This is a genomic window from Microvirga rosea (assembly GCF_020595095.1).
Taxonomy (GTDB): Bacteria; Pseudomonadota; Alphaproteobacteria; order Rhizobiales; family Beijerinckiaceae; genus Microvirga; species Microvirga rosea.
Window position 1 is genome coordinate 47028 of record NZ_JAJDOP010000002.1, and the last position, 13633, is coordinate 60660.

Annotated in this window: 13 protein-coding genes; 5 read left to right on the plus strand and 8 right to left on the minus strand. The window is 62.5% G+C overall.

The window, feature by feature from the left end:
• Positions 1–23: 23 nt before the first annotated feature.
• From LJD17_RS04520 to LJD17_RS04530, 3 genes are all read right to left on the minus strand, one after another.
• The gene (locus tag LJD17_RS04520; protein ID WP_227382972.1) at positions 24–695 is read right to left on the minus strand and encodes an RraA family protein; all 672 of its coding nucleotides are present in this window, start codon (positions 693–695) and stop codon (positions 24–26) included.
• Positions 696–708: 13 nt separating this feature from the next.
• The gene (locus tag LJD17_RS04525; protein ID WP_227382973.1) at positions 709–1515 is read right to left on the minus strand and encodes a carbon-nitrogen hydrolase family protein; all 807 of its coding nucleotides are present in this window, start codon (positions 1513–1515) and stop codon (positions 709–711) included.
• A gap of 138 nt (positions 1516–1653) precedes the next feature.
• A complete protein-coding gene (locus tag LJD17_RS04530) occupies positions 1654–2565 on the minus strand; it encodes a LysR family transcriptional regulator (RefSeq protein WP_227382974.1) in 912 nt (303 codons plus the stop codon).
• A gap of 250 nt (positions 2566–2815) precedes the next feature.
• Here LJD17_RS04530 and LJD17_RS04535 point away from each other — a divergent pair, with 250 nt between their 5' ends.
• The 3 genes from LJD17_RS04535 (at position 2816) to LJD17_RS04545 (ending at position 6425) form a co-directional block, all read left to right on the plus strand.
• Positions 2816–3478 (plus strand): Crp/Fnr family transcriptional regulator, encoded by a 663-nt coding sequence (locus tag LJD17_RS04535; protein WP_227382975.1) that lies wholly within the window; start codon positions 2816–2818, stop codon positions 3476–3478.
• 145 nt (positions 3479–3623) lie between these two features.
• Positions 3624–4664: a Fe(3+) ABC transporter substrate-binding protein gene (locus tag LJD17_RS04540; protein ID WP_227382976.1), complete on the plus strand. Its 1041-nt coding sequence runs from the start codon at positions 3624–3626 to the stop codon at positions 4662–4664.
• A gap of 51 nt (positions 4665–4715) precedes the next feature.
• Complete coding sequence (locus tag LJD17_RS04545; protein WP_227382977.1) at positions 4716–6425, plus strand: ABC transporter permease; 1710 nt, start codon at positions 4716–4718, stop codon at positions 6423–6425.
• 472 nt (positions 6426–6897) lie between these two features.
• Here LJD17_RS04545 and LJD17_RS04550 read toward each other — a convergent pair whose 3' ends face one another.
• Together LJD17_RS04550 and LJD17_RS04555 are read right to left on the minus strand one after the other, a co-directional pair.
• Positions 6898–7578, minus strand: a complete 681-nt coding sequence (locus tag LJD17_RS04550) for a 3-oxoacid CoA-transferase subunit B (RefSeq protein WP_227382978.1) — start codon at positions 7576–7578, stop codon at positions 6898–6900.
• Entirely contained in the window at positions 7578–8315 is a 738-nt protein-coding gene (locus tag LJD17_RS04555) for a CoA transferase subunit A (RefSeq protein WP_227382979.1), read from the minus strand. The genes LJD17_RS04550 and LJD17_RS04555 overlap by 1 nt, the downstream gene beginning before the upstream one ends.
• 191 nt (positions 8316–8506) lie before the next feature.
• On the opposite strand from LJD17_RS04555, the gene LJD17_RS04560 reads away from it, so the two are divergent.
• Positions 8507–10297, plus strand: a complete 1791-nt coding sequence (locus tag LJD17_RS04560; protein ID WP_227382980.1) for an AsmA family protein — start codon at positions 8507–8509, stop codon at positions 10295–10297.
• On the opposite strand, the gene LJD17_RS04565 is transcribed toward LJD17_RS04560, so the two are convergent.
• Genes LJD17_RS04565 through LJD17_RS04575 form a run of 3 tightly spaced genes read right to left on the minus strand, consistent with a single transcriptional unit; the run spans position 10291 to position 13168 of the window.
• Positions 10291–11094, minus strand: coding sequence for an ABC transporter permease (locus tag LJD17_RS04565; RefSeq protein WP_227382981.1), 804 nt, complete (start codon positions 11092–11094; stop codon positions 10291–10293). The genes LJD17_RS04560 and LJD17_RS04565 overlap by 7 nt on opposite strands.
• Complete coding sequence (locus tag LJD17_RS04570; protein ID WP_227382982.1) at positions 11091–11996, minus strand: ABC transporter permease subunit; 906 nt, start codon at positions 11994–11996, stop codon at positions 11091–11093. The genes LJD17_RS04565 and LJD17_RS04570 overlap by 4 nt, the downstream gene beginning before the upstream one ends.
• A 5-nt stretch (positions 11997–12001) precedes the next feature.
• Positions 12002–13168: an ABC transporter ATP-binding protein gene (locus tag LJD17_RS04575; RefSeq protein WP_264478272.1), complete on the minus strand. Its 1167-nt coding sequence runs from the start codon at positions 13166–13168 to the stop codon at positions 12002–12004.
• 146 nt (positions 13169–13314) lie between these two features.
• Here LJD17_RS04575 and LJD17_RS04580 point away from each other — a divergent pair, with 146 nt between their 5' ends.
• A complete protein-coding gene (locus LJD17_RS04580; RefSeq protein WP_227382983.1) occupies positions 13315–13611 on the plus strand; it encodes a YciI family protein in 297 nt (98 codons plus the stop codon).
• Positions 13612–13633 lie beyond the last annotated feature (22 nt).

Sequence of the window (13633 nt, forward strand, 5' to 3'; positions counted from 1 at the left end):
CGTGACTTCTCGTTCCCTACGCGTCAGGCGACGCGAAGGGCCTTTTCTTCAACGATGCGGGTCGCTCCCGATATGTCGGGCAGCTTTTCGCCGTTGCGCAGCCGCTCGAGCAGCTTGATCTCGTTCTCCTGCATGCCGATGGCGCGTTCCGCGACCGCCCTCGCCTCCGACGGATGCAGAACGATGACGCCGCTCTCGTCCGCCAGAATGGCATCGCCCGGCTCCACGACTTGGCCGCCGACCGTCACGGGCACGTTGATCGCCCCCTCGAGACCGAGGATCTTCGTGGTGATCGGGGACGGACCACGGCACCACATGGGCATCTGCACATTGCGGATCTCGGAGAAGTCCGTGGCCGGACCATCGACGATTCCGGCCTTCACGCCGGCGATCTTCATGGCGTGGGTCACGACACCGCCCCAGCAGGCGTGGCGCGTGTCGCCGCACCGATCCACCACGACGATGTCGCCGGGCCTCACAAGCTTCGTTAGGTAATGGAGGATGGTGCTGTCCGCGTGAGGCAGGCGTACGGTCACGGCCGTGCCGGCGACACGTTTCTCCGGCAGCACCGCCCGCAATTCCCGGTCGACGAAGCCGGAGTGAAGAAAGTGGCCGACGGTCGCCGTCTCGACCCGCTCCAGAAGCGTGATGAGCTCCTGGGAGATCTGCTTGGGCATATCATTGACGATAAACATCGCGCGAACCTCCTCAAGACAGGACGTGGTGCCGTTCGACGGGCACGTTGCGGCGAACATGAGAGATGTAGTCGAGCTCCAGGCGCGCGGCGGTGCTGCTGACCCGGTCGGTGCTCTGGGCCACGATGTGTCCCCACGGATCGATCACCATGGAGTGCCCCCAACACCACTTCTTGCCGTCCGAGTGAGCGCCGACTTGGCCCACGGCCAGGAAGTAGGTCTGTGTCTCGATGGCGCGGGCGCGGGCGAGCGTCTCCCAATGGTCCTTGCCGGTCATGAGCGTGAAGGCCGCAGGCAAAACGATCACGTCCGAGCCGGCATCGCGCAGCTTGCGGAAGAGTTCAGGGAAACGAATGTCGTAGCAGATGGCGCAACCGACGGTCACGTCTCCGACCTTATAGGTCACGACCTCTTCGCCACGGCTGATCGTATCGGATTCGCGATAGCTGGTGCCGCCCGGAATATCGACGTCGAACAGGTGGATCTTGCGATAGCGGGCAATTTCCTTGCCGGTCGGGCCGAACACCACTGTCGTGTTGTAGTGATTGTTGCCATGGCGCTCGACGACGCTGCCCGCGTGGATCGTGACCTTGTGGCGCGCGGCGAGATCCGACATCAGCCGGTAAGCGTCGCCGTCCGGGAACGACTCGGCGCTGGCATGAATGTTCTCACGCCCCTCCCCGAGGAATGCATAGTATTCAGGCAGCACGATAAGGTCCGGAGCTTCGTCCTTAACGGCTTTTTCTATCATCGCAGCGGCGGTCTTCAGGTTCTCCGCCTTGTCGTTCTGCGAATTCATTTGGATTAAACTGACTTTCACGTCATGCCTCCGTTGAAACCGGGACCGGCATGTGAGCGTGGGCTCCGAAGCCTGACAAACGTGAAATACTTTGCCTGTAGACCAAGTTTTGCTTATTTCGCAGTTGCAAAATAAACTTTTCCCTTACAGATCAGATGCTTACCATGACGCTCCATCGGCCTGGGCCGCAGAAAAGACCCGGGCAACCTCCTGTGCCATCGTCGCAGCGACCGCTGAGATCAGATTATCGGGGTGGTCCGAGTAGACCGCGTGAAATGACAGGGGCGGAAACGGCGGAGCCACATCGAGCTCGACGAGCGCTCCCGTCTCCAGCTGATCCCGCACGATGACCTTGGGCAGAGGCGTGATGCCGACCCCATCCTTTGCGAGGCGAATGATGGTTGCCAGCGAGTTGGAATTGTAGATCGTCGGGTCCTCGATCCCCGCGTCCGCCAACTGCCGCAACACCCGGTGATGGGGCATGCTGTCCTTGGAATACGCGAGAATGGGATGATCGGCGATCTCGGCGAGAGTCAGCGCTCCTTGAGGCAGGTTGAGGCGCGGGCTCGCGAGCCAGGTGCAGGCGAAGGTGCAAAGATCGAGGTTGATAAGGCCGGATCCGATGACAGGTCCGATGATCAGCGCCAGATCGATTTTCCCGTCCGCCACCTCCCGGGCCAGGTTGAGACTGGTGTCGGTGTTCAGGTCGATCGCAACGCTCGGATACCGCTCCCGGAAACGTTCGATGAACTGCGGCAGCCAGGCGTGAACGATCGAATCGATGGTGCCGATCCGAATGGACCCGCGAAGGCTTCCGGGTTCGCTGACAGCCTCCCTGAATTCGTTCGCGACGCGCACGAGTTCCTCGGCTTTGGACACGGCCTGCTGCCCGAGCATCGTCAGCCGGATGCAACGGGCATCCCGCTCGAACAGACGGATCCCAAGGTCGCGCTCAAGGGTTGCGATTCGGTTCGAGATAGCGGCTTGTGTCGTGTTGAGCCTGTCGGCCGCGGCGCTGAAGCTTCCGAGACGGGCGACCCAAAGGAAGGTCTCGACAAATCGAAGATTCATCTCCTCTCAATCTCCACCTTGCTGCAAAACACCAAAGCCGCGCGAGAGATTGAGAAACAAAATATCAATACAATACTCGTGTTTGTTCATGTCAGAAAGAGTAAGACCTGCCTGACGAATGATCCATACCCCGCAGAGTACCTCCGGAGACTAGATCTGATCGCATCACAAATGTGCGACAACGCATATCAGCCTGACGTCGTCATCGAAATGTTATATGTGACGCCTGCAAATCATAAGAGGGAGTGCCATGACCTGGATCGAAGCCATCGGTTGGCTGGGGGCGGCGCTGGCAATCACCGGCAGCGCCATGCGCACGATCATCCCGCTGCGCTGCATCGGGATAGCGACGAATCTCGTGTCCCTGACCTATGCCAGCCTCATGCATCTCTACCCGAGCATGACCGTCAACCTGATCCTGCTCCCGCTCAACGGATTTCGCCTCTACCAGATGCTGCGCCTGATCCAGAAGGTGAAGGTCGCGTCGAAAAGCGATCTGTCCATGGAATGGCTGAAGCCTTTCATGACCCAGCGTTCCGTCAAGGCCGGGGAGGTTCTGTTCGCAAAAGGGGATGTGGCGAACTGCATGTACTACACCCTCTCCGGCGCGTTCCGGCTGCGGGAGCTCGGGATCGATCTGCCACCGGGGCGGGTTGTTGGGGAAATGGGCTTTCTGTCGCCCGACAATAAACGAACCCAGACCCTCGAATGCCTGGAAAAGGGCGATGTCCTGAGCATCACCTACGACGAGGTCCGCCAGCTCTACTTCCAGAACCCGGAATTCGGTTTCTATTTTCTGCGCCTCACGACAGAGCGCCTCTTCACCAATATGGAGAGAATGGAAAATGAGATTACCCGGCTGCGGGGCCGCTCGACCCATGCCTCGGAAGCGGACAATGCGATATCAGCCTAGAATGACTCCAATCTGCGCCTAGTTTAGAATTCCTATAAACCATTGATATCACGGATATTTTCGTTGACCCACCGGTAACCGCATGGTTCTTCCGGGCCGATCGGGATGCTCCGTCCCTATGTCAGGCATAGGTTTGAGGAATTTCATGACGATGAACACGATGTTTGCACGAGCCCTGCTGCTGGGAACGATCAGTCTGTCCACGGCGGCCGGAATGGCCTTTCCCGCTGCGGCCCAGAGTGTCGTGAACGTTTATACGAATCGGGAGCCGGGCCTCTATTCGGCCACGCTCGATGAGTTCACCAAGGCGACGGGCATCAAGGTCAATGCCATCTTTTCGGAGCAGGGGCTGTCGGAGCGCATCAAGGCCGAAGGCGAGAACAGCCCGGCCGATGTGCTGATCACCGTAGACATCGGACGCATCCAGGAAGCCGTCGACCTCGGAATCACCCAGCCGGTGAAATCGGAGGCGCTGAACAGCGCCATTCCCTCGCAGCTCCGCGACCCTGAAGGGCGCTGGTTCGCCCTCTCGATGCGCGCCCGTTCCATCTACGCCTCCAAGGAGCGCGTGAAGGACAAGGCCATGACCTACGAGGACCTGGCCGACCCGAAATGGAAGGGCAAGATCTGCACGCGTTCGTTCCAGCACCAGTACAACATCGCCCTGACGGCCGCGATGATCGTCAAGCATGGCGAGGCGGCAACGGAGGAGTGGCTGAAGGGCGTGAAGGCAAACCTTGCCAAGAAGCCTTCCGGCGGCGACCGTGACGTGGCCAAGGATATTCTGGCCGGCGTCTGCGATATCGGCCTGGGCAACACCTACTATGTCGGCCTGATGACCAACGGGACCAACCCGGAGCAGAAGAAGTGGGCCGAGGCGATCAATGTGATCCTCCCCACGTTCAAAGGCGGCGCCACTCATGTGAACGTCTCCGGCATCGCCATGATGAAGAATGCGCCGAACCGCGAAAACGCGCTCAAGCTCATGGAATACATGGCGACACCCGCCGCCCAGCACGTGTTCGCCGACGTGAACTATGAGTATCCGGTCCGCGCCGGCATCGAGATCAACCCCCTCGTCAAGTCCTTCGGCCCCCTGAAGGCCGAAGAGATGAGCCTCGCGGAAGTGGCCAAGAACCGCGCCAAGGCCAGCGCGCTCGTCGACAAGGTCGGGTTCGACCGGTAAGGAAACTCCTCACCGCACGTGGGAGAGCCGCTTTCCGGTCCACCGATCCAAATGAGAACGCTCGCTCCCACGCACCTTCCCGCGACAAGCCTCCGGCGCGCCCTGAACGGCGCGCCGCTTTGGTCTGTCGTCGTCGTCGTCGCTGTCGCGGCCCTGGTGCTGGCGCCTCTCGTTTCCCTGATCCGTATTGCCTCGCAAGGTGAGGCGACCCTGTGGGCCCAGGTGACCGTGGACATCCTGCCCGCGGCCCTCCTCGATACGGGAATGCTGCTGGCAGGCGTTGCGGCCCTTGCCGGCACGGTCGGGATCGGCACCGCCTGGCTCGTCACGGCTCACCGGTTTCCAGGGCGGCGGCTGGTCGCCGCCATGCTCCCCCTGCCGCTTGCGGTGCCCACATACATCACCGCCTACATCTACGTCGAAATTTTCGATGCCGCGGGCCCCGTCCAGATGGGGTTGCGCAGCCTCATGGGCTGGACGTCCCGGGGCGACTACTGGTTTCCCGAAATCCGATCCGTCTACGGCTGCATCTTCGTGATGTCGGCAGTCCTCTACCCATACGTTTACCTTGCGGCCCGGGTGATGTTCCTCACCCAAAGCGCCAGCATGATCGAGGTGGCGCGGACACTGGGCGCCAGCCGCCTGCGTCTGTTCCGAGCCATTGCGATCCCGCTTGCGCGCCCTGCCCTTGCGGTCGGCCTCTCGCTCGTTCTTCTGGAAGCGTTGAACGACATCGGCGCCAGCGAATATCTCGGCGTGAGGACGCTCACCGTATCGATCTTCACCACCTGGCTGAACCGCGGCAGCCTTGCAGGGGCGGCGCAGATCGCCTGTGTCATGCTCGCCATCGTGATCGTGCTGATCGCAACCGAGCGGTACGGACGCCGCGACAGGCGCTATACGCTCTCGACACGCCGTCCGCGCGTCACGCAGCCTGTCGGCCTGTCCGGCGGAGCGGCTTGGTTGGCGACATTGTCCTGTGCTCTCCCCGTCCTGATGGGTTTCGTGCTGCCGATCGGCTTCCTGGTCCGGGAGGTCCTGCGGCGTGGCTTCGCGGAGCAGGTCGATGATGCTTTTCTGGGTCATCTTTTGACGACGATCGGTCTCTCGGGCGTCGCGACCCTCGCAACACTGGCCTTCGGGATCATTTTGGTCACCGCCTCGCGCCTCGCCCGCCTCCATCTGACGAAGGTGGCGCTCGCCATTGCGGGAATAGGTTACGCGGTGCCCGGAACGGTTCTGGCGCTCGGGCTTCTCACGCCCCTCGTGTCCATCGACACGGGTCTCGGGACTTTGTGGCGCCTGCTGACCGGAGAGCGGATCGGGCTGATCCTGATGGGGTCGGCTGGAGGCATCGTCGTGGCCTATCTGATCCGTTTCCTGCCGATCGCAACCGGCTCCCTCTCGGCGGGCCTCGACCGGGTCTCACCCGGCCTGGAGGATGCCGGCCGCATTCTCGGCGCGAGGCCACGGGAGCTGGTTCTCAGAATCCAGATTCCGCTCCTGCGCCCGGCCCTGGCGAGCGCCGCGCTCCTGGTCTTCGTCGACTGCATCAAGGAGCTGTCGGCCACGCTCCTGCTGCGGCCGCTGAACACCGAAACCCTCGCGACGCTGGTGTATGGGCACGCCTCCCGCGGGGCATTCGAGGACGGCTCGCTCGCCGCCCTCGTGATCGTGCTCGTCGGCCTTCTCCCAGTCATCCAGCTGGTCCGAAGTGCCGAAGCCGCCCCCCGGAAGGCCGGAAGCCCGTCCGGTTCCTGAGACGGCACCCTGTCATTCCGGGGCCGCGCAGCGGAGCCCGGAACCCAGAGCCGCTGAGGATCCCGGAAAAGACGCATCGGCTGCCGTGGTGCCTTATCTCGAACCGTTAGCGGATATGGGTTCCGGGCTCTCCCTTTGCTCGCCCCGGAATGACGGGGCGTTACCGTCATTCCGGATTGCCGTCAGGCAAGTCCGGAACCCATAAACACGACGCTTTGCGACGTGAGTGCGCGGCGGTCGTTGCGTCTTTTCCGGGAGCGTTAGCGGTTATGGGTTCCGGGCTCTCGCTCTGCTCGCCCCGGAATGACGAGGGGCGCTGTCATTCCGGGACGGCCCAAAGGGCCGGGCCCGGAACCCAGAACCGATGACATTTACGACATAAGCTCACGGCCGCCGTGAGGCCTTTTCCTGAACTGTCGTGGTTATAGGTTCCGGGCTCGCCCGCGGCGCCCCGGAACGACGGAGCGTCCCGTCACGCCGCGTCTGATTGCGCGCCCTGGAGAGCCACACGAAAATCGGCAGCCGTCTTAGCCTTGATCTCGTCGACGGTCACGCCGTCGGCCAGTTCGATCAGCTCCATTCCGGTTCCGCCCTTCTTGTCGATGGCGAAGACGCCGAGATCGGTAATCACCAGATCCACCACGCCGGCACCCGTCAAAGGCAGATTGCAGGCCTTCAGGAGCTTGGGATCCTCGGATCCGTCCTTGCCCTTGGCCACATGCTCCATGACGACCACGACGCGCTTGACGCCCGCCACCAGATCCATGGCGCCGCCCATCCCCTTCACCATTTTGCCGGGGATCATCCAGTTGGCGAGATCGCCGTTCTGCGCGACCTGCATGGCACCGAGGATGGACAGGTCGATATGACCGCCCCGGATCATGCCGAAGGAATCGGCACTGGAGAAATAGCTCGTGGTCGGCAGCTCGGTGATCGTCTGCTTTCCGGCGTTGATGAGATCGGCATCCTCCTCGCCCTCGAAGGGAAAGGGGCCCATGCCGAGCATGCCGTTCTCCGACTGGAGCTGCACGCGCATTCCCTTGGGAATGAAGTTGGACACCAGCGTGGGAATTCCGATGCCGAGATTGACATAAAAACCGTCGCGCAGCTCCTTGGCCGCACGGGCTGCCATCTGTTCACGGGTCCAGGCCATTAGACTTCCTCCCCTGCCGCTGCGGGCACCGCGGCTTCCGGGCGCTTGCGGGTGGTTCTCTGCTCGATGTGTTTCACCGGGTTCGGCACGTGCACGATACGCTGCACGAAGATGCCGGGCGTATGAATGCAGTCGGGATCGATCTCTCCCGCCTCGACCATATGCTCGACTTCCGCAATGGTAACCTTCGCGGCCGTCGCCATCATGGGGTTAAAGTTGCGCGCGGTCTTGCGGTAGACGAGGTTGCCTTCTGTGTCGCCCTTCCAGGCATGGACCACGGCGATATCGGCGAAAAGGCCCCGCTCCATCACGTACGTCTCACCGTCGAACTCGCGGACTTCCTTGCCTTCGGCGATCAAGGTGCCCACGCCGGTTTTGGTGAAGAAGGCCGGAATTCCGGCTCCGCCTGCCCGGATACGCTCCGCCAGCGTGCCCTGCGGATTGAATTCCAGCTCCAGCTCGCCCGAAAGGTATTGCTGGGCGAAGAGCTTGTTCTCACCCACATAGGACGAGATCATCTTGCGGATCTGGCGGGTCTCCAGGAGCCGGCCGAGGCCGACGCCATCCACGCCCGCGTTGTTGGAAACGAAGGTCAGATCCTTCGCGCCGGATTCCCGGATCGCCTCGATCAAAGCCTCGGGAATACCGCAAAGGCCGAAGCCTCCGGCCATGATGGTCATGCCGTCCTTGACAAGCTCGGCCATGGCCGAGCGGGCGTCCTTGTAAACTTTATCCATCGAACCCCTCTTTGGGCCTCATTTCACGTCCGCCTCGGGCGGTTGTGCGACACCCTGCAACCTAGCCTCAATTTAGACAATCCCTTCGTATGGATATAAGGATGATCCCAGGCAGCATTTGCGTTGCTGCCGAACTCCTCCCGGCCGCCGAATTTTCCCTGGCCGCGGGATCAAAGGTTCGATTGCATTTTATGTCCCGTCGCGTCGTTTTTCTCATTGCCCTGGCCGTGCTTGTGCTGCTGGGCGCAGCCTCAGCCCCCTGGACCCTTACGCCGGGAGGTCTTTCGGCTGCCGTCACCGAGCACCTGCGCGACCGTTACGGCTTGGAGCTTGCGGTCGGCGGCCGCAGCACTTTCGCGCTGCTGCCGACGCCCCGAGTGAAATTCGAAGGCGTGACGCTCTCCGTTCCGACACAGTCGCTCAAGGCGGACAAGGCCACCTTGCGCGGTGAGCTGCGCATTCTTCCTCTCCTGTTCGGGCGGATCGAACTCGGCGAAGTCGCCTTGAGCGACGCGAGCGTTACGGCATCGGCCAACGCTTTGCGCAGTCTTGACTGGAGCGGCTTCTTCAAGGACCGGGAAAACGAGACCTATGCGCGGCGCCTGGTGATCGCGACCTCGTCGGTCCAATGGTCCGACCTTCCCGAGGCGGAGCTTCGCGACGTCAATATCCTTGTCAATTGGAGCGACGCCGAGGACCCGCTTTATGCCGTCGGATCGGCCGTTTGGCGCGGAGAGAAGGTCATGGTCGACCAAGTCTCCTTCGATCCGCTGCGCCTTGCCTCCAACGAGCTGAGCCCGTTGGCTCTCAGCCTGTCCGCGGGGTTCGGACGGATTGCCTTTCAGGGCGAAGCTCAATTCGGCGCCGACCCTCGGTTCACGGGTCAGAGCCTTATCAGCACGACCTCCTTACGTGACTTCGTGCGGTGGAGCGGCCTGAGCCTTCCGTTCGGTCCGCTCACGCAGGCCATTTCCATCGAGGGCGATCTGTCCATCAACCGGCGCCGCATTTCCTGGCCGTCGGTTGCCGTTACGCTGGGCGCGGACAAGCTGGACGGTACCCTGTCCGTTCGCCTGGACATGGATCGTCCCGTGATCGCCGGGACCCTGGCGGCAGGCGCAATCAACCTTTCGGACTTCGTCCAACCGCTGACCCAGACCCGCGCGGGATCCGGCGCCTGGAGCGATGAGCTCATCAATCTGTCACAAGTCACCGGCAGCGACCTCGATCTGAGACTCTCGGCCAGCAAAGCGCAGCTCGGACGCGTACGTCTCGGCGACATGGCGGCGAGCATCCTTGTCCGTCCCGGACGGATCGAAGCCTCGCTCGGCCGGGCGGACTTTCATGACGGCACCCTCAAGGGCCGGCTGGCGCTGATCGCCCAGGAAAGCAGCATAGACGTCAAAAGCCAGGGCGTCTTCGACGGCGTGAACATCGCGACATTCCTGAGCGATATCGGCCAGCCCCGTTGGATCACGGGCATTGCTCAAGGGCAGTTTGCCTTCGAAGGCTCAGGGGCCACCCCGGCGGAGGTGATGCGCCAATCCCAAGGGCGCTCGTCCGTGACGGTCAAACAGGGCGAGCTGGTCGGCATAGCCCTCAACGATGCTCTGAAACGGGCAGAGAAGCGGCCCCTTTCGGCCTCTCTTTCCTGGAAGGGCGGGCGCACGCCCTTTGATCAGGCCCAGGCCCAGCTGACCGTCAATGACGGTGTGGGTGAGCTTGTGGAGGCCCGCCTCAATGCGCCTTCGGTATCGACCAGCCTCCACGGACGGGTCTCGTTGGCGGAGCGGTCCCTGCAGGTGAAGGCGGAGGTCTCGCCGATGACCCCGAGCCCGAGCCTGGCACCGGCCCTCGTGTTCGACGTCTCGGGCGGCTGGGACGATATCGCCATCACTCCGGAGGCGCGCTCTCTCATCGAGCGATCGGGCGCCGCCCGGCCCCTGTTCAGGCCCGAGGCGCCGCTTGCAACGGCTCAATGAGCGTTACGCTGAGAACGCAAGGTTGAACGTTTGCTGAGAAAGGTCGCGGTCGCGACGCCGACGGCCACGATGCCGATCAGAATGGCGGAGGCCGCATTGACCTCGGGCGACAGACCGAGGCGCACCTGGCTGTAGATCTTGATCGGCAGCGTCGTCGCACCGGGCCCTGCGTTGAAGCTGGCGATCACGAGATCGTCCATCGAAAGCGTGAAGGCGAGCAGGAATCCGGCCACGATGGACGGCGCGATCAGGGGCAGCGTCACCGAGAAGAAGGTACGCAGCGGCGGCGCGCCAAGGTCCATGGCCGCTTCCTCGAGAGACCGATCGAAACTCATGAGCCGCGCCTGAACGACAACCGTCACGAAGCACATGGTCAGGGTCGTGTGCGCAAGCGTGATCGTCCAAAACCCGCGGTCCAGCCCGATCGCCACGAAGAACAGCAGCAGCGATAACCCGGTGATCACTTCCGGCATGACCATCGGCGCATAGACCATCCCGGTGAACAAGGTTCGGCCCGGGAACCGGCCATAGCGGGTCAGGGCAAGGGCCGCGAGCGTGCCGAGAACCGTGGAGAGGGCAGCCGACAGCAAGGCAATCCGCAACGTCACCCACGCGGCTTCCATGAGCGCCTCGTTGCGGAACAGGGCCACGTACCACTGGGTCGAGAACCCGCCCCAGACGGTCACGAGGCGCGATGCGTTGAACGAATAGACGATCAGAAGGAGAATCGGCAGGTACAGGAACGCGAAGCCCAGGACCAGCGACGTGATGTTGAAGAGACTGAGGCGCCGCGTCATGACCGTGTCTCCAGCCTTCTGGCCTCCACGTCCCGATAGATCACGATGGGCACCACGAGAAGGATCAGGAGCAGGATCGCGACGGCCGAAGCCAGCGGCCAATCCCGGTTCGAGAAGAACTCGCTCCACAACTGACGGCCGATCATCAGTGTTTCGGATCCTCCCAGCAGGTCGGGGATCACGAATTCTCCCACGGCTGGAATGAAGCACAGGAGCGAGCCCGCAACCACGCCCGGCATGGCGAGTGGCACCGTGATGGTCCAGAACGCACGCCATGGCGGACAGCCGAGATCGAGCGCCGCCTCGATCAGCGTGTCGTCCATTTTCTCGAGCGTCGCGTAGAGCGGAAGCACCATGAAGGGCAGATAGGCGTAGACGATACCGATATAGACGGCCGCCTCGGTGTTGAGAATCGCCAGCGGCTTGCCGATGAGCCCCATTCCCGTCAGAACCTGCGTCAGCAATCCCTCAGGCTTGAGGATGGCGATCCAGGCGTAGATGCGGATCAGGAAACTCGTCCAGAACGGCAGGATGACGAGCGCGACGAGCAAAGGGCGGCGACGGGCCGGCGCCCGAGCCATCGCGTAGGCAACGGGAAAGCCGACGAGCAGCAGCAGGACGGTGGATATGGCGGCGATCCGTACGGAGGAAAGCGTCGCCCTCAGATAAAGGTCATCGCCGATCAGCGTCTCGAAATTCTCCAGGTCGAGCTGGCTCAGGAAACCCAGAATATCACCCCACTCGAAGACCGGCCTATAAGGCGGCTGAGCCACCGCGGGATCCGACAGGCTGATCTTGAGGACAATGAGAAAAGGCACGAGAAACAGGAGGCCGAGCCATAGATACGGCACCGCCGGGACCAGGGCCGAGGCGAACCTCTTGGAAACGGAACGGGCAAGCATCGCGCCTATTCCGCCAGAATGACCGCCGCATCCGGCGCGAACGTGACGTAGACCTGCTCGTCCCAATCGATGGGGCTCTCGACGAAGCGGGAACGGTTCGCCCGCGTGACGCGAATGATGGCGCCGGAACCGAGCTTGACCCGGTAAACGGTCCAATCGCCCAGATAACCGATGTCCCAGACCTCGCCGGTGAGGACGTTGACGGCGTCGGGTCCGGGCGGATCTCTCTGGATCACCATCTTCTCGGGCCTGACGGCGATCGCCACCGCCTGGTTTTCGTGGAGCACCTCATCGGGATCGTCGATGGTCAGCGGTGTTGCGGCGCCGCTGGACCGAACGCGCCACAATCCTTGTTCCTGGCCGAGAACGTGCCCCTCGAGGATGTTCACGTCGCCGACGAACTCGGCGATGAAGCGGGTCTTGGGCTGCTCGTAGATCTCGCCGGGGGTCGCGACCTGGACGATGCGCCCGTGATCCATGACGGCGATGCGGTCGGCCATGGTCATGGCCTCTTCCTGGTCGTGGGTCACGACGATAAAGGTCATGCCCAGCTCGTGCTGGATATCCATCAGCTCGAACTGCGTTTCTTCCCGCAGCTTCTTGTCGAGGGCGCCGAGCGGCTCGTCGAGAAGCAGCACTTTCGGGCGCTTGGCGAGCGCCCGTGCGAGCGCCACCCGTTGGCGCTGCCCGCCGGAGAGCTGGCTCGGCGAACGCTTGGCGAGCTTTTCCAGCTGCACGAGGCGCAGCATTTCCTCGACGCGCGCCGCGATTTCGCCTTTCGGCAGACGATCCTGCTTCAGGCCGAAGGCAATGTTCCGCTCCACGCTCATATGCGGAAAGAGCGCATAGGATTGGAACATCATGTTCACGGGCCGCCGATAGGGCGGCACGCCGGCCAGGCTCTTTCCGGCAAGCGTGATGCGGCCGGCCGTCGGTTCCTCGAAACCGGCGATCATTCGCATCAACGTGGTCTTGCCGCATCCGGACGGGCCCAGGAGGCAGAAGAATTCCCTCTCGAAGATGTCGACGGACAGGTTGTCGACGGCGACCGAATCGCCAAAGCGCTTGGTGACGTTCTCGGCCCGGATCAGCGGCGTAGCGCTCGGGTCCGACCAGGGTGCGAAGGAGCGGCGCACGGCGCCCACGGAAGCGGACTTGAGAGGAGGAGGCAAGATCGTGGAAAACCCGGCTTAAAACAAAGGAGAACCGAGGGCGCAACCTAGGATGAATGGCGGGGAAGAACAACAGGATAACGCACGGTTCAAAATCCGCTTCCTCAAGGATTTTCGCCCCGAAAGGAATGAGTTATAAGCGAAGCATGAACGATACAGAGTTTCTTATCCGCCTCGGCGGCATCCAGCCTGACCGCATGACCCCGGATGTCCTAAGGGAACATGTGGCTTATCTGCATCGGCTGCATGCGGCCGGACAGCTGTTGTTCTGCGGTCCCTGCGAAGACGGGACCGCCATCATTGGTCTTCGCTGCTCCGGACGGGACGAAGCGCAGCGGATCGCAGACGACGATCCCATCGCCGAGGCGGCCGTCTTTACAGAGCGGACCGTCGTGTCGATCAGGCTGGGAACGCCCGAAAACAACTTCCTCTTGAGACCGTAGGCGCTTCCGCGGATGCGGGCGG

Bases quoted from the DNA above. Each gene is read 5' to 3' on its own strand.
- LJD17_RS04565 (WP_227382981.1), bottom strand. From the start codon at position 11,094: ATGACGCGGCGCCTCAGTCTCTTCAACATCACGTCGCTGGTCCTGGGC.
- LJD17_RS04535 (WP_227382975.1), top strand. From the start codon at position 2,816: ATGACCTGGATCGAAGCCATCGGTTGGCTGGGGGCGGCGCTGGCAATC.
- LJD17_RS04545 (WP_227382977.1), top strand. From the start codon at position 4,716: ATGAGAACGCTCGCTCCCACGCACCTTCCCGCGACAAGCCTCCGGCGC.
- LJD17_RS04520 (WP_227382972.1), bottom strand. From the start codon at position 695: ATGTTTATCGTCAATGATATGCCCAAGCAGATCTCCCAGGAGCTCATC.
- LJD17_RS04580 (WP_227382983.1), top strand. From the start codon at position 13,315: ATGAACGATACAGAGTTTCTTATCCGCCTCGGCGGCATCCAGCCTGAC.
- LJD17_RS04555 (WP_227382979.1), bottom strand. From the start codon at position 8,315: ATGGATAAAGTTTACAAGGACGCCCGCTCGGCCATGGCCGAGCTTGTC.
- LJD17_RS04560 (WP_227382980.1), top strand. From the start codon at position 8,507: ATGTCCCGTCGCGTCGTTTTTCTCATTGCCCTGGCCGTGCTTGTGCTG.
- LJD17_RS04570 (WP_227382982.1), bottom strand. From the start codon at position 11,996: ATGCTTGCCCGTTCCGTTTCCAAGAGGTTCGCCTCGGCCCTGGTCCCG.
- LJD17_RS04540 (WP_227382976.1), top strand. From the start codon at position 3,624: ATGACGATGAACACGATGTTTGCACGAGCCCTGCTGCTGGGAACGATC.
- LJD17_RS04530 (WP_227382974.1), bottom strand. From the start codon at position 2,565: ATGAATCTTCGATTTGTCGAGACCTTCCTTTGGGTCGCCCGTCTCGGA.
- LJD17_RS04550 (WP_227382978.1), bottom strand. From the start codon at position 7,578: ATGGCCTGGACCCGTGAACAGATGGCAGCCCGTGCGGCCAAGGAGCTG.